Below are 17,309 nucleotides of genomic sequence, written 5' to 3'. Positions count from 1 at the left end.
AGGCGGGTGATGTCGTGGGCGGGCAGGATCCACGCATGTGCTTCGCCTGCGGGCGGGACAACCCTATCGGCCTCAGGCTCTCCTTCGTCGAGGACGGGGAAACCCTGGCGACCACCTTCACGCCGCGACCGGAGCACCAGGGCTGGCCGGGCTGGACGCACGGGGGCCTGGTGCTGACGGTGCTCGACGAGGTTATGGCGCAGTGGTGCTGGCGGCACGGCCTGCCGGCCATGACCGCCGAGATGACGGTCCGCTTCCGCCACGGAGTGCCCACCGGGCGGACGATCCACGTCACGGCGCGGCCGCTGCGGCAGAAGGGGCGCCTCGTGGAGCTGAAAGCCGAGGCCCGGCTGGACGACGGCACGCCGGCGGCCCAGGCGACGGCCAAGTTCATCCGCACCTCCGCCGCGCTGAACGGCGGGCCGGGCGGTGCCGCGCGCTAAACCACCAGGTCGATCTGCTGGACGGTGCCCGCGGTACCGTCCTCTCTCACAAACACCCCCGCTTTACGGGCCTGTCCCAGGAGCGCGTTATCCCGGTCCTTGAACCCGAAAAACGCGTCGATGCTCCCCAGGTATACCGCCCCGATCCCCTTCGCGCCGAGGGCGAAAAGGACATCGTTGCCGGCTTCGTCCTTGGTCCAGATGCGCAGCCGCTCGAAGACGGGGTCGTTCTCGTCGACCCAGCCGTTTTGGTCCTCATCATACGCCGCCAACTCGGCGAACCCGTCGCCCGAGGCCGCCCCGAAAAGCTCGCGCCCGTCGTTGATAACCCCGTCGCCGTTCACGTCCAGGGCCAAAAAGCCGCTGCCGGGCCGCAGGAAGGGGATCTCATCGTCGCTGCCGTCGAAATCAAGGTCAAAGCGGAACCTGGTGCCCGTCAGCTCGGCGGCCGTTCCGTTATAGTTGATGACCAGGGGATCCCGCAGGGCGTCGCCGGCCCGGAACTCGATATGTTTGCTCCGCATAAACTCCCGGGACATGTTCAGCTGCACTTCAAAATCAATCTCTCGGCCGTCGGCCGTCTTGATTATTCCCCGCGCCGCCACGGAGAGTGTTTCCTTCTCGTGGTACGATTCGTGGTAACTGTACTCCACTCCCCAGCCCCGACGCTGCGGTTCCGCCGGGGCCTGCGCCCGGGTCCCGGCCGCTTCCGCCGAGGTCGGCCCTTCCTTGTCGATCTCAATCCTTGGCAGGACGAAATTAATGTCCTTGCCCGTCAGGACCTTCAGCAGTTTCTTAATGATCAGCATCTTCTGCTTTTCTTTTTCGGGGACGGTAATCACAACGGTGTCATCGTCATCGAGTGCGCCGCCGGAGATGCCCAAACCTTCGGCCGAAGCCTTCCGGCCCTCTGCGGATAACACCGGTTGATCTTCAGCGGCCGCCGCGATCCGGGATTGATCTGCGGCGCGCGCCGCGGCAAGCGTCCGGTCGCCGATCCAAGCCCGCAGGGATTCTTCCCGCGTGTACTTTTCACGATAGTCGTATCTGCTGGTCATCAGGATGCAGGATTCGGCAATCTTCATCGTCAACACCCCCTCCGCGGATTGGTGAGCGGGACGTATCGAAGAGAATACATTGGTGGTTTAGTTGTCGGGTCTTTTACGCTTATCTTGAGCCGGTGTCTTGCTTTGTCTGTTACGGCTCCTTAAAGGGAAAAATATGATAAAATCTTGTCAGACTGCGGTGTGTTTGGCAGACCTCGGAAAAAAGCCATGGATTCGCCGCAGGAATTTCTCAGCTAGTTATTGGGAGGTCTTTGGATTGCAGAGAGAGGAAGCCTTGAAGTTGCTGCGCGAGAACCTGAAGAACAAGAACCTGTTCAACCACAGCCTGGCTGTCGAGGCCGTGATGCGCCGCCTGGCCGAGCATTTCGGCGAGGATCCCGAGCGCTGGGGCCTTGCGGGCCTGCTGCACGATATCGATTACGAGCGGACAAAGGACGACCCCGACCGGCACAGCATCGAAGGAGCGGTGATGCTCGAGGAGGCGGGCCTGCCCGACGACATCGTGTATGCGGTGAAGGTCCACAACGACCGCCACGGGCTGCCGCGGCGCAGCCTGATGGACAAGGCTCTCTTCGCGACCGACCCGCTGACGGGTTTCATCGTCGCCGGCGCGCTGATCCGCCCGGAGAAGAAGCTTGCCCCGGTGGACGTGCCCTTCTTAACGCACCGCTTCAAAGAAAAGTCCTTCGCCCGCGGGGCGAACCGGGAAACGATGAAGGCCTGCGCCGACATCGGCCTGTCGCTGGAGGATTTCATTGCCCTGGGCCTGGAGGCCATGAAGGGGATAGCCGGGGAGATCGGGCTTTAAGCGTATGGTAACGAAGGAAAAAGTCCTGGCCTACATGAACGAGAGCGCCTACCGCCCGATGACCGAAGGCGAACTGGTCGTGGCCTTCGGTATCCCGCCGGCGGAGGTGCGGCGCTTCCGGCGCCTGTTGAAGGAGCTGGAGAACGAGGGCGACATCTACGTCACGCGCGCCGCGCGCTACGGCCTGCCGGAGCGGATGAACCTGGTCGCCGGGCGTCTGCAGGGCCACCCGAAGGGCTACGGCTTCGTGATCCCGAAGAGGCCGGGGGAGCCGGACGTCTTCGTCGGCGCGGCCAACCTCAACGGGGCCATGCATAACGACCGCGTCGTCGTGCGCGTGATGCCGGGCCGGAACGGGAAGCGCGAGGGTGAGATCGTCAAGGTCCTCGCACGGGCGAACGAGCGGGTGGTCGGCACCTTCCAGCGCCGCGGCAAGCACGCCTTCGTCGTCTGCGACGAGGTCCGCCTGCCCTACGACGTCCTCATCCCTCCGGGGCGGCATAACGGCGCCAGGTCCGGGGACAAGGTGGTGGCGGCCATCACCGCCTGGCCGGCGCCGAAACGCGGCCCGGAGGGGAAGGTGATGGAGGTCCTCGGCCCCGCCGACGCGCCGGGGATGGACATCCTGGCCCTCTGCCGCCGCTTCGGGCTGCCGGAGGAGTTCCCCCGCAAGGTCGTGGCCGAGGCCGAAAGCGTGCCGGAGACCATCAGCGAGGCCGACCTGGACGGGCGGCGCGACCTGCGTTCCTGGACCATCGTGACCATCGACGGGGAGGACGCCAGGGACCTGGACGACGCCGTCAGCCTGGAGGTTCTCAGGCCGGACCGCTGGCGGCTCGGCGTACACATCGCCGACGTCGGCTACTATGTGCGCGAGGGCGGCGCCCTGGACCGGGAGGCGGCGAAGCGGGGCACGAGCTTCTACCTGCCCGGCATGGTCATCCCGATGCTGCCGCCACGCCTCTCTAACGGGATCTGCAGCCTGAATCCCCGGGTGGACCGCCTGACGATGTCGGTGGTGATGGAGGTCGACGGGCGCGGGGAGGTCGTCGACTACGAGATCTTCCCGTCGGTGATCCGCACGACCGAGCGCATGACCTACACCAGCGTGCGGAAGATCCTGCGCGACGAAGACCCGGCCGTCACCGAGCGCTATGCGCCGCTGGTGGAACACTTCCGCCAGATGGAGCGGCTGGCCCTCACCCTGCGCGAGCGGCGCTTCCGCAAGGGCGCCATCGACTTCAACCTTCCCGAGGCCAAAGTGAAGCTCGACGAGCTGGGCCGCCCTGTGGAACTCTACCGGGTGGAGCGCAGCATCGCCGAGCAGATCATCGAGGAGTTCATGCTCATCACGAACGAGGTGGTGGCCCGCCACTTCCGCGTGCTCGGGGTGCCCTTTGTCTACCGCGTCCATGAGCGCCCTGACCCCGCAAAGTTACAGAGCCTGCAGGACCTCCTGCACACCCTGGGCTATGCCGTCCGGGGCTTCCCGGAGGTCAAGCCCGGCGCGCTGCAGCGTGTCCTGGACCAGGTGGCGGGCAAAAAGGAGGAGCGGCTGGTCAACGCCGTCACCCTGCGGTCAATGAAGCAGGCGCGGTACGCTACCGAGCAGCTCGGGCACTTCGGCCTGGCCTCCCCGGACTACACCCACTTCACCTCGCCGATCAGGCGGTACCCGGACCTCCTGATCCACCGTATTATCCGCGAGGTGCTCGAGGGAGGCCTGTCCGCGAAGCGTGCGAAGGCCCTCAAGACGCGCCTGCCGGAACTCGCCCGGCATTCCTCGGATCAGGAGCGCCTGGCCGTCGAGGCCGAGCGCGAGGCCATGGACCTGAAGAAAGCGGCCTACATGCAGGACAAGATCGGGCAGGTCTTCCCGGGGATCATCAGCGGCGTGACCCCCTTCGGCATGTTCGTCGAACTCGAGAACACAGTCGAGGGCCTGGTCAGCATGACCAACCTGACCGACGACTACTACACTTACGAGGAAAAGGGCTACCGCCTGGTCGGCCAGCGCACGGGCAAGGTCTATCGCCTGGGGGACGAGGTTGCGGTCCGCGTCCTGCGGGCGAGCGTTGAGTCCCGGCAGATCGACTTCGGGCTCCCAGACGCCTCTATTTGACCAGGGTCAGCGGTGTTTCCGTAAGGTGCATAACCTGCTGGCTGACCGTCCCCAATACCAGCCCGTGAGGCCTGGTCTGACCGCGCGTGCCGAGGACAATCTGATCAAATCCGTGCCGTTTGGCCATTTCGACAATCGTTTCACCGGCTTTCCCGTGGACGATGCTTGACTCGACATCGACTCCCGCCTCCTTGAAGACCTTCAGTGTGCGCTGCATCGCGCCGCGGGCCCACTCCTCGACCTGTTGCTCAACCTCCTTGGGATTGGTCCAGGCCGGGACCGCCAGGGTATGGGTGGGGTCCACGACGTGGACGACCGTGACGGCCATTGCGGGATGCTCCTTGGCCAGGCGGCAGAGGTGGCGGGCCGCGCGGATCGAGTTCTCCGAGCCGTCGGTGGCGAACAGGACTTTAAACACTCTTAACCCCTCCTTATAGGTGCAAGTGATCACATTCACATAGCTGATTGTAGTGTAGGGACTTCCTCTAATGGATGCAACAGGCGGGAGAAGGCATAAAAAGGAGTAAGCCGTCCTAATGGTTAAGCCGGGGGTGCTAATTCCGACTGGAGTGCGATGGCGGCTTCTGCAGTTTTGAAAAAGGAACGGGGGGCGGCCCGGTGCCGCCCCCCGTTCAACTCAGGGTGTACCGCTTTCAGCGTGCTCCGAAGTAGCGCTGTAACAAGCCTTGCAGGGCGCGGGCGTGGCGCGCCTCGTCCCGGGCGGCCTCGTCAAAGACGTCGTGGGCTTCGTCGATGTTGTTCTCCTTGGCCTTCACGGCGGCCTCGCGCTTGTGGCGGTTGGCCGCTTGCTCGCCGGCCAGGGCCTTCTCCAGGTTCTCCCGTGTGCCGCCGATCTCCCCGTTCAGTTCCGCGAAGCGGGCGGCGTGCCAGGCCTCATCCAGGGCGATGGCCTTCAGGACCTCCGCGATCTCCGGGTATCCCTCCCGCTGCGCCTGGCGGGCGGCGGCCAGGTACCACCCGACCTCCATGCTTTCCCCGCGCCGGTTGGCGGCCACGGCCTCCTCCACAACGGTTCCCTTCGCGCTCCCGAGCTTGTTTTCAATGACCAGTTCCATCGTTTACGCCTCCTTAAAGATCTGAATTGATTTTTCCCAGTATCGATGGTTTTTTATGGCCACCGTCCGGTCTCGTCCCGGGGTTTTAAGCCGGGGTCTTCTCCCGCCCCTTGAGGGCGTCCGCCAGCCCTGCGGCCAGTTCCGGGTTGTGTTGCCTGACGAGGGCCAGGTACTGGAACACGCTCCCGGGGTAGTTCAGGGGTTCAATCTTCTTTGTCTCCACCGGGCGCCTTATTTCCCGGGGGCGCACAGTCGGGGCACAGGCCGTACAGGTGGACGGTCGCCCTTTGGATCAGGAACCCGGCGGCATCTTCGGGCCGGGGTGTTTCCGGCGGAACCCCCGGCCAGTCGAACACTCGCCCGCAGCGGAGGCACCGGAAGTGGCAGTGCGGGGCGGGGTTCGGGTCGAACCGCCGCCGCTCGGGGTCGATGTCGATTTCCTGCAGGACGCCGCCTCTCGCCAGAGCCTCCAGGGTGTTGTAGACCGTGGCCAGCGACAGGGACGGGAACCGCGGCTTCAGTTGGGCGTAAATCTCCTCCGCCGAGGGATGGCTCGTGTTTCCCTCGAGGAGAGCCAGAATGGCCAGCCTCTGGGGCGTGGCCCGCAAACCAAGTTTTTGCAGGACATCTATCATGGTTATCACATTAGAACCTTTCTAAATCTATAATAAGTATAATGACCCAGGACAGGGAAGTCAAGGGGTCAGCGGCAACTTTAAGAATGAAGGTGCTGACAGCGTACGGGAGTTCCCCTTGACACCGCCTGGGGGCTTCATTAAAATAGGGATGTATGACTCTCAATTGGCAATACTTTGGTTGCAGGCATCTGCGGGAGGTAACCTTACTTGAGCACGTATATGGCGAAGGCTGAAGAAATCGAACGCAAATGGTACATCCTGGACGCGGCGGGGAAGCCGTTGGGCCGGCTGGCCACTGAGGCGGCGGCTATCCTGAGGGGCAAGCACAAGCCCACCTTTACGCCCCACGTGGACACGGGTGACCACGTAATCATTATCAATGCCGAGAAGTGCGTCCTCACCGGCAACAAGCTGGATAAGAAGATGTATTACCGCCACTCGGGTTATCCGGGGGGGTTGAAGACCATGACCTACCGCGAGTTTATGGCGCGCAAGCCGGAGGAAGCCATCCGCAAGGCGGTCGTCGGGATGCTGCCCCACAACCGGCTGGGAGCCCGGATGGCGCGCAAGCTCAAGGTCTACCGGGGCGCCGAGCATCCGCACGAGGCGCAACGGCCGGAAGTCTGGGCGCGGTAGAGGAGGGAGAAAGAAGCAATGGCACAGGTACAGTTCTACGGCACCGGTCGCAGGAAGAACGCTATCGCCCGGGTATTCCTTACCCCGGGTCAGGGCGATATCAGCGTCAATAACCGGGACGTCGGGCAATACTTCGGCCGGCGGACCCTGGAGATGATCGTCCGCCAGCCGCTGGAGATGGCCGGCGTGACGGGGCGGTTCAACGTCCGCGCCGGGGTGCTTGGCGGCGGCATCAGCGGCCAGGCCGGCGCGGTCCGGCTGGGTATCGCCCGGGCGCTCATCCAGGCGGACCCCAACTTCCGCCCGGTGCTCAAGAAGGCCGGATTCCTGACCCGCGACCCGCGGATGAAGGAACGCCGCAAGTATGGCCTGAAGAAGGCCCGCCGCGCACCGCAGTTCTCGAAGCGTTAAACCGCATTCCATAAGCTCATATGCCCCCTGCCAGTAGCATACTCTTTAACGAGTAACTGGAAAGGGGGTCTTATTTTGCCATTTTACGGGGGCGTATACCGCCTGCGGCTGGGCCATGCCATCCTGCTGGCATTGTTTATCGGCGGAATTCTGCTGGCCCTCCAGGGCTACCGCCTGGTGGACCAGTACCTGCAGCGGCGGACGGTGGCCGCCCTGTCCTGGCTCCTGGTAAACAAAACGATCGTCGTCGACGCCGGACACGGCGGCGCGGACAGTGGAATGCGCGCCGACGGCGTGCTGGAGAAGGACATCAACCTGGCCATCGCCAAGCGGCTGGCCGATTACCTGCGCCAGGGAGGGGCGCAGGTGGTCATGACGCGGGAGAAGGACGGCCGCCTTTCCTCCGTGCGGAGGGAGGATCTTGCCCGGCGCGTCGCCCTGGCCCGGGAGCACAGGGCGGACGTTATGGTCAGCATCCACGCCAACAGCTTCAGCGACCCCGGCCAGCATGGCGCTCAGACCTTTTCCTGCCCCGGTTCCGAGCCGGCAAAAAGGCTCAGCCACGCCATCCAGGCCGAACTGGTGCGTATCCTGGCGAACACCCGCCGGGTGCCCAAGGAAAACGACTATTTCCTCTGCCGGGAGAGCAGCGTGCCGGCGGTGATCGTGGAGGTCGGTTTCCTGACGAATTCAAAGGAACGCCGCCTGCTCCAGGACCCCTCCTACCAGGACCGGGTGGCCTTCGCGATCCACTCCGGCATCGTCAAGTATTTCGCCGAGCAGGCGATGCCGTCCACCCACTGGCTCGACGAAAAGGTCATCGAGACCTTTCAGCAGGCCGAGCCCCGGCCCATAAGCCCGTAGAGGGGGATTTGTCAAATTCCGGTTCGCGGGTTATATTAGACACAAACCGGAAACACAAACAGGGAGGCGTTATCGCTTTGCTGGTCGCTTTTCTGACCCGCGGACGGCTGGGGGGCAAGCTCTGTTTTGACGGTCAACAGGTATACCTCGAGGACGCCGACGAGGACATCGCCGATGCGGTGAAACCGTATCTCGACCGGGAACTTGAGTATAAGGCCAGTGAGTGGGTCGATGGAGTCCGGGTCCGCCAGGTGCACGCGGCCCGGCCCGGGACGATTGAACACTTCAGCGCCCTTGTCTGGCACTACCTGCCGCACCGGGCGAAGGTGCAGGTGAGTTGCGTGAGCCCGGACGGCACGCCGCCGTCCTGCCCCGGCGCGGGCCTGATAGAGCTGGAGGGGCGTTAACAGCCGTTGATGATCCGCAAGCCGCTCCGGGAGAGATCCCCTACCCTCATTGATTCGCGTAGCCGGACCCGGCGGGGAAAGGGTGCGGGCTGCCCGTCCGCGCCCGGCGCTCTACCCGTTGCCGCCCCGCCGCCCGTTTTCCTCTCGGCCGCGGTAGGGGACCGGGATGAACTGCACCGAGGGACGGCGCTGGGCGGGCTGGGGATAAAGCTCCATTAACTGGTAGACCTCCGGCGGCATTTCGTTCCTCACCGGCAGGCCCAGGCCGCAGAGCTTCTCGCAGGTGATCGGGTAGTCATGCGTCCACTGGCCGCTGGAAAGCGCCCGGGCGACGGTCCGGGCGTCCTCCGCGCTCATCTTGTCCGAGAGCAACTCCCGCACGAAGTCCTCTACCTGGTTCAAGGCCTTGGCCGAGATGTCGGCCATGATCAGGGTCTCGTCGTCGACCTTTTCCTTGCCTTTCTGGCGCACGGCCTCTAAAATAGATGCGGCGGGGTAGTTGCCGAGTTGCGGGTCGACCGGGCCCAGGACGGCATTTTCGTCCATGACGATTTCGTCGGCGGCCAGGGAGATCATCGTCCCGCCGGACATCGCGTAGTGGGGCACGAAGATCGTTACCCGGGCCGGGTGCTTCTGGAGAGCGCGGGCGATCTGTTCGGCGGCCAGGACCAGCCCGCCCGGGGTGTGCAGCACCAGGTCGATCGGCAGGTCGTCGGGCGTCAGCCGGATGGCCCGCAGGACCTGCTCTGAGTCCTCGATGTTGATGAACCGGGTCAGGGGAATGCCGAGAAGGCTCAGGAGTTCCTGACGGTGGATGAGGGTGATGACGCGGGACCCTCTTTTTTGTTCGATCTGGTGGATGAGCCGGAGTCGGGTCCGCTCAATGGCCTGCTGGCGGAGCATCGGGATGATGGCCGTGAGCAGGAAGATGATCCAGAAGATATCGAAGAAGGAAAAGCCCAAGGCGCCAGGCCCCCTTCAGACGGATGTTCGGGGTCATATACCAAGATTTTACCCCATCCGGCGCCGCTGATGCAAAGGTCGCCGGAAGGATGTCGCATTGTGCGGCGCGAATTTCTTTGGAATGGTGCAGTGGGAAAGGGGAGAGCGCAGGACATGTTGCCAATCTCGCAAGTTTATTCGGCCCTGGCCTTCGCCGAAAGCAGCCGGATGTTTGAGGCGCTGGAAAAAGTTTATGCGCAGGTGCCGGACGGGGACTGCCGGCGCTGCGGCCGGTGTTGCATAGACCCGCCGCCGGCGGCGCTGGCCGAGTACCTGAATATTTACCGCTATATCCGGGACCACCTTGGGGACCGCCACCAGGAGCTGATCCGCAAGGCCGTTGAGTTCTTCTATCTCGAACTGGCCGAGCCGGGGGTCGGCTGCCCGTTCCTGGGCGAGGACAAGAACTGCCTGATCCACCCGGTGCGCCCGTTAAGCTGCCGCGTCTACAACGTACTGCACCCGGATGACTACGAGAAGCAGAACCGGACGCGCGACCTGGAGAAGGTCGCCGAGAAGTACCAGCGGGAGCACGGGATAACCCTCCCGAGGAAAATCGTCGAATTCCGGCTGCCTTACTGCCCGAACGCCGAGCCGGGCGGGCGGAAAATGCGCACCCCGGAGGTGCACGCGCTCCTGTTCGGCATCCTGATGCTGGACACGCGCATCCTGCCCTCGCAGGTCGTCTTCCAGGACCAGACCATGCTCCCGCCGCCGACCCACCTGGCGGTGACCATCCTTAACGAGGGCCTGCGCGCCCGGCGCCCGGACGTCATCCGGGAGTACCTGGCCACCGGGGAGAGCCCGCTCCTGGAGAAATACATGGAGCGCGCCGCCCGCTTCCAGTTCTAAGTTTTAAGTAAGACTCACGGTGCAACAGTCAAGGGGGTCAAACTGGAAAATCATTAGATTCGATCTCAAGAAAGCAACAAATGATTGGACCAACTACAGGATAAGGTAGCCGGTAATAAATGGTAAACCTAAGATCGGAGTGAAGGGTTTACAGGCTCACCTGCCCCTTGCCATAGATTTGGCCTTTGCTCAGCAGTGCATAGACCAGGCGGACCAGCTTTCGGGCCGTTAAGACCAACGCCCGTTTGTGTTGATGCTTGGGGACCTCCCCATACTTGGTCTGGTAGTAGGCACGGTACTCCTCGTTATGCACCCGCAACGAGTTGGCTGCCTCAACCAGGTAATAGCGAAGATAGCGGTTGCCGGTTTTTGATAGTGAACGATCCTCGGCATCGAAGTTTCCGGACTGGTAGCGGCTCCAGGTCAAGCCTGCATACTGGGCCAAAGCCCTCTCACTGGGGAAACGTGCGATGTCCCCGATTTCCGCGATCATCCCGGCGGCGGTCACTGGACCGATACCGGGAACCGTGGTCAGGGTCTGCGGGATAGCCTTCAGATGGCGGCCGATAAGCTGGTCCAGCTTACGGATCTGGCCCTTGAAAAAGTCAATGTTGGCAAGCGTCATGCCAAGCACGGTCTCCACCGCCGAGCCCATCTGCGGCTGCAGGCGATAGGCCCGTCGGGCCGTGGCCTGCAAAGAGCGGGCGTATTCCTTGGGGTCTTTCAGACTATGGTTACCGTTGCTGAGAATAAACGCGGCCAGGTCTTCCAACTCCAGGTTCAGCAGTTCCTCAGGGGTATACTCCGTGAGTACTGCCAGTGAGGAATTGCCGAAGAGAGAACTGAAGGGCTTGTCCCGGTGGTAGTTCGAGAACTTCAGAAAGATGTAGTTACGCGCCCGGGTCTGCTCCAGGGCTAAGGTCTGCACGATATGCAGGCGAAAACGTGTCAGCTGTAGAAGAGGACTGGTAACCGCCCGTACCGGTGTAAACGGCGGGAGATGCCCAAAGCGCACCCGCTCGGCGATGGCGGCCGCATCGAGGTGATCGGTCTTGGGGCGTTTCGGGAGGGCCTTCTTAAAGCTCGCCACCAGGTACGGATTGATCTCGTAAACCTGAGCGGCGAATTCGGCCAGCTCTCGAGCAGCGAGTAAAAAGTCACGCAGGTGGATGCCGTAAACCGAGGTGGCCTCAAGCCCGATCTCCAAACCGGAAGCTTCATGTTCTTTGGCCAACGCTACCAAGAAGGCGACCAGTTCCTCAGCCCCCACCAGGTCATTGCTAAACGACCTGGTGGCCCCGAGGGCCTGGCCGGTATGATCCAGACAACAGACCACGCAGGAGTCAGCACTGACATCGATGCCACAGTAAATGGAACTCAATTATCCCAACCCTCCCCGCGTGGTTAGAATGGGGGCGTATCCCTGAGGTTTCGGTGCGTTAACAACCTCGCAGACGATAAGAACTCGACCGCTTGCCACACGGGTGCACCCCCGGCGCTGCTGATCTCCGGGGCCGGGTAGGCGGCCGGCTCAGCTCACGGTGAGAAATGCACACCGAACTCAGGTTCTCACTCTTACTTAAGAAGTCACCGGGTTCCTCCGGGCCTCAAGGGGTCAAAGAGCGGCCCCGACCAACGCTATGTTGATTGTCTCAGAGATACGCCCTCAACTCAATTGTTCAGACCGAGTTTCCAACTGAATTATACGAGGGGTCAGGCACTTTACTTAAAAGCGGCAGCATAAAAAGGGGATGCTGCACGAGCATCCCCTTTCTTGTTACCGGCTTGTCCAGGCCCAGGGCTAGATGGCCTTGGCCTTTTCGAACATCGCCACAGCGCATTCCCGGCATACCAGCTTCCCGCGGTAATGCTGGACGTCCGCGGCATTGCCGCAGAAGACGCAGGCGGGCTCATATTTCTTGAGAATAATCTTCTCGTTGTCGACGTAAATTTCCAGGGCGTCTTTTTCTTCGATGCCCAGAGTCCGCCGCAGCTCTATCGGGATAACCACCCGGCCGAGCTCGTCCACTTTGCGCACAATACCTGTCGATTTCATACTTCCCCTCCCCTCCTATGTTGGTTTCGACAAAACACTACATGATAATGCAAGTAAATGGTACCAAGCATTCCATGATAAGTCAATAGGTTTGCGCAATTTTTTGGTAACAATGTTGGACAAGGGAGGATGGTGCCAGGAGAAGGGAGAGCGTGCCAGGCGTGGCTTGACAAGCAAGAATTTGCTCGGTTAGAATTGTCGGTAGTTCTTGGAAGAAAGAAGGGATGGCCTGTGTCCAGGCCGACTTTCTACATCACCACGCCCATTTACTACCCGAGCGACAACCTGCACATCGGGCATGCCTATACCACGGTGGCCGCCGACGCGGTGGCCCGCTTCAAGCGCCTCACGGGGCACGACGTGTGGTTCCTGACCGGCTCCGACGAGCACGGGCAGAAGATCGAACGGGCGGCGAAGAGCCGCGGCCGGTCGCCGCAGGAGTACGTGGACGAGATCGTGGCCGGGTTCAAGCGCCTCTGGGCGGCCCTCGGCATCGAGTACTCCGACTTCATCCGCACCACCGAGCCCCGGCACAAGCGGGTGGTGGCCGACCTCTTCACCCGCCTGCACGAGCAGGGGGACATCTATAAAGCCGCTTACGAGGGCTGGTACTGCAGCCCCTGCGAGACCTTCTGGACGGAGCGCCAGCTTGTGGACGGGAACTGCCCGGACTGCGGGCGGGGGGTCGAACTCCTGCAGGAGGAGAGCTACTTCTTCCGCATGTCCAGGTACGCCGACCGCCTGCTGGCCTACATCGAGGAGCACCCCGACTTCATCCAGCCCGTCACCCGGCGCAACGAGGTCGTGAGCTTCGTCAGGATGGGCCTGGAGGACCTCTGTGTCTCCCGCACCACCTTCGACTGGGGCATCCCGGTGCCCTTCGACCCCAAGCACGTCGTCTACGTCTGGGTCGACGCCCTGACGAACTACATCTCGGCCCTCGACTACGGGAGCGAGGACGACAGCCTTTACCGGCGCTTCTGGCCGGCCGACGTGCACCTGGTCGGCAAGGACATCGTCCGCTTCCACTGCATCATTTGGCCGATCATCCTGATGGCCGCCGGCATCCCGCTCCCGAAGCGGGTCGTCGGCCACGGCTGGCTGCTCCTCGAGGGCGGCAAGATGTCCAAGTCCAAAGGGAACGTCATCGACCCCCTGGTGCTCATCGACAAGTACGGCGTGGACGCCATCCGCTACTACCTCCTGCGCGAGATGCCCTTCGGTGCCGACGCCTACTACAGCGAGGAGGCCCTGCGGAACCGCATCAACATCGACCTGGCCAACGACCTGGGCAACCTCTTAAGCCGCACCACGGCCATGATCAACAAGTACCTGGGCGGGGTGCTCGAGGCCCCGGTCCGGGGCGACGACCCGCTGGACGAGGACCTGATCGGCACCGCCCTGCAGGCCCCGGGCGAGGTCGCCCGGCTGGTCGACAACCTGGAGCTCGCCAATGCCCTGACGGCGGCCTGGAAGCTGGTCTCCCGCGCCAACAAGTACATCGAGGAAACGTCGCCCTGGAGCCTGGCGAAGGACCCGGCGAAACGGGAGCGGCTCGTCACCGTCCTGTACAACCTGGCCGAGGCCTACCGGTTCATTACGGTGCTGCTGACGCCGTTCATGCCCGGCTTCGCGCCCCGCGCCTGGGCGCAGCTCGGGCTTTCCGAGCGGGCCGACCTGCACACCTGGGACTCCCTGGTCTGGGGGAAGACCCCGGCCGGGACGCGCCAAAACCGCGGGGTGCCGCTCTTCCCGCGGCTCGAGACGAAGGAGTAATGCTTACCGACACCCACGCCCACCTGGACGACAAGAAGTTCGCGCCGGACCTCCACGAGGTGGTTCGCCGCGCCCAAGAGGCGGGGGTGACCACGATCCTCACCGTGGCCTCCGGCCTGTCTTCCGCGTCCGCCTCCGTCGCCCTCGCCGAACGCTTTCCCTTCATCTGGGCCGCCGTCGGCGTCCACCCCCACGAGGCGGCCGCCGCGCCCAAGGACTACCTGTCCCGGGTGGCCGACCTGGCGCGGCACCCGAAGGTGGTGGCCGTCGGCGAGATCGGCCTGGACTACCACTACGACTTCTCCCCGCGCCCCGTGCAGCGCGAGGTTTTCCAGGCCCAGATGGAACTGGCGCACGAACTCGGCCGGCCCGTAATCGTGCATTCCCGGGAGGCCGGGGAAGACACCCTGGCTATCCTCCGGGAGGCCGGGCATGGCCGCGGCGTGATGCACTGTTTCTCGGGTGACCGGGCGATGGCCGGGGAATGCCTGGATCTCGGTTACCACATCTCCTTCGCCGGGGTTATCACCTTCCCCCGGAGCGAGGCCCTGCGGCAGGTGGCGGCCTCGGTGCCGCTCGACCGCCTGCTGGTGGAGACCGACTGCCCGTACCTGGCCCCGGTGCCGAAGCGCGGGCGGCGCAATGAGCCGGCTTTCGTCGTTTACACGGCGCGGGCGGTGGCGGAGCTGCGGGGAATGACGCTCGACGAGCTGGCCGCGCGGACCACGGCCAACGCGCGGGCGTTGTTCGGGTTTAGTTGAGGCGGGCTCGGCTGACGGCCGGCGCTGTTCGCGTTTCGAGAAAAGTAATCTGGGGTGGGGGGCTTCCCCTTGCGCTCCGGTGCTTCGCTGCGTCCAGCACTCAACCTGATCTCGTGCAAGACCCAACCCTTAGGCACGGTTCCGTAACAAAGGGTGTAGGTTGAGTGCTGGATCGGAGCGTGGCTGACCCTCCTGCGGATTGATTCGCGGGCGCAGTTTTTCATTAGGGGCGGGCCTCCGCGCCCGCCCGGGTTCCTGAGAAGCAGGTTTGGAAGAAAACCGTACCTCTGCGGAAATGAACAGCGGAAGCGCCCGCTCACGGTCCTCGTCGGGGCCACGCTTAACTCACCTTCGCTAAGAACGGTTACCGAAGCTCCGCAAGTCGCTCAGGTGAAGACCCCCCACCCCCACGATAGCGGGGGTTGGACATGAGCAAGCCTAAAGACTCGGTTCGCCGCGGCCTGGTGATGGTCTTCACCGGGGACGGGAAGGGCAAGACGACGGCCGCCCTGGGCCTGGGCCTGCGCGCCTGGGGGCAGGGAATGCGCGTGCTGGTCCTGCAGTTCCTGAAGAGCCCGTCCTGGCCGGCCGGGGAGCGCGAGGCGGTCCGGCGCCTGGAAGGCTTCGAGATCCGGCCGCTGGGCCTCGGGTTCGTCCGCGGCCGAGGGGAGGATGAGCTGCGCCCCCACCGGGAGGCCGCACGCCAGGCCCTCACCGTCGCACGTGAGGCCGTGGCGGGCGGGGAATGGGACCTCGTAGTGCTGGATGAAATCTTCGTCGCCCTCAGCCTGGGTCTCCTGGCCGAGGAAGACCTGCACGCCATCCTGGACGCCCGTTCCCCATCCTTACACCTGGCTCTCACCGGGCGCGGCGCCCCGGAAACGGTCGTCACCCGCGCCGACCTGGTGACCGAGATGCGGGAGGTCAAGCACCACTACACGCATGGCATCAAAGCCCAGAAGGGAATAGAATACTAGGGAGAACGCTATGAGCGGAAAGAAAGCGGTTTGGAAGGCGAGCATCCTGGTGGTGACACTTTGCTGTATGCTTGCGTTTACCCCGCAGGCGCGGGCGGCCGGGATCGACGCTTTGGAGAACAACGGCCGGTACGCCCCGCTTGTTGACCAACTGACCAGCTTACTGGCTGGCGAGCAGGGCACCTACGGCATCTGCCTGGTCGACCTCAAAACGGGGGCCGGCCTCGGCATCAACCACCTCGAGGTCTTTCACGCGGCGAGCACCTTTAAACTCCCGATGAACCTCTACCTTTATGAACAAGTAGCGGCGGGCCTCGTTGACCCCCTGGAAAAACTCACCTACCTGGAACGGGACTACGAGGGCGGGACGGGCGTCCTGCAGCATAAACCGGTGGGGTCTCAATACGATATCGCCACATTGTCCCGGTATTCCATCGTCTACAGCGATAACGTGGCCACCAACATGCTGCTCCGGCGCCTGGGAAAGGCAAAGGTCAAGGATGCCATGCGGGGCTGGGGGGGCCTGGTGGTCGACGACAGACAGAACATCACCTGCCCGCAGGATATGGCGCTATATATGTACCGCCTTCTCGAATTTGCCGATGCCCACCCCGCCGAAGGAGAGATCCTGCTCAACCACCTCCGGAACACGGTCTTCAACGACCGCATCCCCAAACTGCTCCCGCCCGGAACCAGGGTGGCGCACAAGATCGGCAACTGGCCTCCCACCGGCACTTACAACGACGTGGGATACGTCGAACACCCCCGGAACCCGTACATCCTCGCCGTCTTCAGCAAGCAGACCCCCGGCGTGGCGCAGGCCTACCGCGTCATCCAAAGGATTTCCCGGCTGGTCTACGACTATCAGGGCAGGCTGGTCGATGTCAAGGTCCTGTCCGTCGACGGTGAGCCCGCGGGTGAGGCCGTTATCCCCGCTTTCGTGGATGAGAATAACCGGACACAGGTCCCCCTGCGCCTCGTTGCCGAGGCGCTCGGCGCCAGGGTGGAGTGGGACGCGGACACCGGGGAGATTACGGTTGCGGGAAACAAGGCCGTCAGGCTGGCCCTTGGGCGGAACACCTGTCTTGTTGATGGTGTCGAATACGTTATGGACACGGCGCCCGTCGCCCACAACGGGTGCACCTTCGTACCCCTGCGCTTTGTGGCTCAGGTGCTGGGGGCGGAAGTGGACTGGGAGCCCGGCGGGCGGGCCGTCGTCGTCCGTTTGGAGCAAAAGGAGCCGAACTCGAAATGAGGCGCACCGGCGCCTTGCCGGAAGAAGCATCCGAACCTGTCATCGAGCAGTGAAACTTTTTTAAGTAAGGTGACTGACCCTTAACTTAAACCGAGGAACGGGACTTGCCAGGAGCGAGATGTTGCTGCATAATTAATTGTCAGATGATCATTAACGGC

At 63.3% G+C, this 17,309-nt stretch carries 20 protein-coding genes; 12 read left to right on the top strand and 8 right to left on the bottom strand.

Annotated features, from left to right (window positions below; translation table 11 throughout):
- Positions 1–14: 14 nt before the first annotated feature.
- Positions 15–443 carry a PaaI family thioesterase gene (locus QMC81_05275; protein ID MDI6906885.1) on the top strand — a complete coding sequence of 143 codons (429 nt, stop codon included), beginning with the start codon at positions 15–17 and terminating at the stop codon, positions 441–443.
- Here QMC81_05275 and QMC81_05270 read toward each other — a convergent pair.
- Positions 440–1,528, bottom strand: coding sequence for a hypothetical protein (locus tag QMC81_05270; GenBank protein ID MDI6906884.1), 1,089 nt, complete (start codon positions 1,526–1,528; stop codon positions 440–442). The genes QMC81_05275 and QMC81_05270 overlap by 4 nt on opposite strands.
- Positions 1,529–1,766: 238 nt before the next feature.
- Between QMC81_05270 and QMC81_05265 the strand changes: the two genes are divergently transcribed.
- Entirely contained in the window at positions 1,767–2,318 is a 552-nt protein-coding gene (locus QMC81_05265) for an HDIG domain-containing protein (GenBank protein MDI6906883.1), read from the top strand.
- A 4-nt stretch (positions 2,319–2,322) separates the two neighbouring features.
- A complete protein-coding gene (gene rnr, locus QMC81_05260; protein ID MDI6906882.1) occupies positions 2,323–4,440 on the top strand; it encodes a ribonuclease R in 2,118 nt (705 codons plus the stop codon).
- Here the strand turns inward: rnr and QMC81_05255 are convergent.
- The 4 genes from QMC81_05255 to QMC81_05240 all read right to left on the bottom strand — a co-directional run bounded on the left by QMC81_05255 (position 4,433) and on the right by QMC81_05240 (position 6,151).
- A complete protein-coding gene (locus tag QMC81_05255; protein ID MDI6906881.1) occupies positions 4,433–4,858 on the bottom strand; it encodes a universal stress protein in 426 nt (141 codons plus the stop codon). The genes rnr and QMC81_05255 overlap by 8 nt on opposite strands.
- Before the next feature lie 235 nt (positions 4,859–5,093).
- Positions 5,094–5,516 carry a ferritin family protein gene (locus QMC81_05250; protein ID MDI6906880.1) on the bottom strand — a complete coding sequence of 141 codons (423 nt, stop codon included), beginning with the start codon at positions 5,514–5,516 and terminating at the stop codon, positions 5,094–5,096.
- An 85-nt stretch (positions 5,517–5,601) separates the two neighbouring features.
- Complete coding sequence (locus tag QMC81_05245) at positions 5,602–5,739, bottom strand: hypothetical protein (protein ID MDI6906879.1); 138 nt, start codon at positions 5,737–5,739, stop codon at positions 5,602–5,604.
- On the bottom strand, positions 5,720–6,151 hold the full coding sequence (locus QMC81_05240; GenBank protein ID MDI6906878.1) for a transcriptional repressor: 432 nt from the start codon (positions 6,149–6,151) through the stop codon (positions 5,720–5,722). Before QMC81_05240 ends, QMC81_05245 begins: the two co-directional genes overlap by 20 nt.
- A gap of 210 nt (positions 6,152–6,361) precedes the next feature.
- Here QMC81_05240 and rplM point away from each other — a divergent pair, with 210 nt between their 5' ends.
- From rplM to QMC81_05220, 4 genes are all read left to right on the top strand, one after another.
- Positions 6,362–6,790, top strand: coding sequence for a 50S ribosomal protein L13 (gene rplM, locus QMC81_05235; protein MDI6906877.1), 429 nt, complete (start codon positions 6,362–6,364; stop codon positions 6,788–6,790).
- Positions 6,791–6,808: 18 nt separating this feature from the next.
- A complete protein-coding gene (rpsI, locus tag QMC81_05230) occupies positions 6,809–7,201 on the top strand; it encodes a 30S ribosomal protein S9 (protein MDI6906876.1) in 393 nt (130 codons plus the stop codon).
- A 75-nt stretch (positions 7,202–7,276) separates the two neighbouring features.
- Positions 7,277–8,065 (top strand): N-acetylmuramoyl-L-alanine amidase, encoded by a 789-nt coding sequence (locus QMC81_05225; GenBank protein MDI6906875.1) that lies wholly within the window; start codon positions 7,277–7,279, stop codon positions 8,063–8,065.
- 77 nt (positions 8,066–8,142) lie between these two features.
- A complete protein-coding gene (locus tag QMC81_05220; GenBank protein ID MDI6906874.1) occupies positions 8,143–8,472 on the top strand; it encodes a hypothetical protein in 330 nt (109 codons plus the stop codon).
- A 111-nt stretch (positions 8,473–8,583) separates the two neighbouring features.
- Here the strand turns inward: QMC81_05220 and QMC81_05215 are convergent, their stop codons facing one another.
- Entirely contained in the window at positions 8,584–9,435 is an 852-nt protein-coding gene (locus QMC81_05215; GenBank protein ID MDI6906873.1) for an ATP-dependent Clp protease proteolytic subunit, read from the bottom strand.
- Between the two features lie 153 nt (positions 9,436–9,588).
- Between QMC81_05215 and QMC81_05210 the strand changes: the two genes are divergently transcribed.
- Entirely contained in the window at positions 9,589–10,326 is a 738-nt protein-coding gene (locus QMC81_05210; protein MDI6906872.1) for a YkgJ family cysteine cluster protein, read from the top strand.
- Between the two features lie 148 nt (positions 10,327–10,474).
- Here the strand turns inward: QMC81_05210 and QMC81_05205 are convergent, their stop codons facing one another.
- Both QMC81_05205 and QMC81_05200 read right to left on the bottom strand, forming a co-directional pair.
- Positions 10,475–11,707 carry an IS110 family transposase gene (locus QMC81_05205; GenBank protein ID MDI6906871.1) on the bottom strand — a complete coding sequence of 411 codons (1,233 nt, stop codon included), beginning with the start codon at positions 11,705–11,707 and terminating at the stop codon, positions 10,475–10,477.
- A gap of 420 nt (positions 11,708–12,127) precedes the next feature.
- Positions 12,128–12,382, bottom strand: a complete 255-nt coding sequence (locus tag QMC81_05200) for an AbrB/MazE/SpoVT family DNA-binding domain-containing protein (protein MDI6906870.1) — start codon at positions 12,380–12,382, stop codon at positions 12,128–12,130.
- A gap of 231 nt (positions 12,383–12,613) precedes the next feature.
- Between QMC81_05200 and metG the strand changes: the two genes are divergently transcribed.
- The 4 genes from metG to QMC81_05180 all read left to right on the top strand — a co-directional run bounded on the left by metG (position 12,614) and on the right by QMC81_05180 (position 17,151).
- Positions 12,614–14,158 carry a methionine--tRNA ligase gene (metG, locus tag QMC81_05195; GenBank protein MDI6906869.1) on the top strand — a complete coding sequence of 515 codons (1,545 nt, stop codon included), beginning with the start codon at positions 12,614–12,616 and terminating at the stop codon, positions 14,156–14,158.
- Entirely contained in the window at positions 14,158–14,919 is a 762-nt protein-coding gene (locus QMC81_05190) for a TatD family hydrolase (GenBank protein MDI6906868.1), read from the top strand. Before metG ends, QMC81_05190 begins: the two co-directional genes overlap by 1 nt.
- A 428-nt stretch (positions 14,920–15,347) precedes the next feature.
- Complete coding sequence (cobO, locus tag QMC81_05185) at positions 15,348–15,896, top strand: cob(I)yrinic acid a,c-diamide adenosyltransferase (protein MDI6906867.1); 549 nt, start codon at positions 15,348–15,350, stop codon at positions 15,894–15,896.
- 10 nt (positions 15,897–15,906) lie between these two features.
- On the top strand, positions 15,907–17,151 hold the full coding sequence (locus tag QMC81_05180; protein MDI6906866.1) for a serine hydrolase: 1,245 nt from the start codon (positions 15,907–15,909) through the stop codon (positions 17,149–17,151).
- Positions 17,152–17,309 lie beyond the last annotated feature (158 nt).

Source organism: Thermoanaerobacterales bacterium (genome assembly GCA_030019475.1).
Lineage (GTDB): Bacteria > Bacillota > Desulfotomaculia > Desulfotomaculales > JASEER01 > JASEER01.
The sequence above is the reverse complement of the archived record's forward strand: the minus strand, read 5'-3'. Positions and strand labels throughout refer to the sequence as shown.

Excerpts from the sequence above, each read along its gene's own strand:
- QMC81_05270 (MDI6906884.1), bottom strand. The coding sequence starts at position 1,528 with ATGAAGATTGCCGAATCCTGCATCCTGATGACCAGCAGATACGACTAT.
- rnr (MDI6906882.1), top strand. The coding sequence starts at position 2,323 with ATGGTAACGAAGGAAAAAGTCCTGGCCTACATGAACGAGAGCGCCTAC.
- QMC81_05250 (MDI6906880.1), bottom strand. The coding sequence starts at position 5,516 with ATGGAACTGGTCATTGAAAACAAGCTCGGGAGCGCGAAGGGAACCGTT.
- QMC81_05240 (MDI6906878.1), bottom strand. The coding sequence starts at position 6,151 with ATGATAGATGTCCTGCAAAAACTTGGTTTGCGGGCCACGCCCCAGAGG.
- rpsI (MDI6906876.1), top strand. The coding sequence starts at position 6,809 with ATGGCACAGGTACAGTTCTACGGCACCGGTCGCAGGAAGAACGCTATC.
- QMC81_05210 (MDI6906872.1), top strand. The coding sequence starts at position 9,589 with ATGTTGCCAATCTCGCAAGTTTATTCGGCCCTGGCCTTCGCCGAAAGC.
- QMC81_05200 (MDI6906870.1), bottom strand. The coding sequence starts at position 12,382 with ATGAAATCGACAGGTATTGTGCGCAAAGTGGACGAGCTCGGCCGGGTG.
- QMC81_05190 (MDI6906868.1), top strand. The coding sequence starts at position 14,158 with ATGCTTACCGACACCCACGCCCACCTGGACGACAAGAAGTTCGCGCCG.
- cobO (MDI6906867.1), top strand. The coding sequence starts at position 15,348 with ATGAGCAAGCCTAAAGACTCGGTTCGCCGCGGCCTGGTGATGGTCTTC.
- QMC81_05180 (MDI6906866.1), top strand. The coding sequence starts at position 15,907 with ATGAGCGGAAAGAAAGCGGTTTGGAAGGCGAGCATCCTGGTGGTGACA.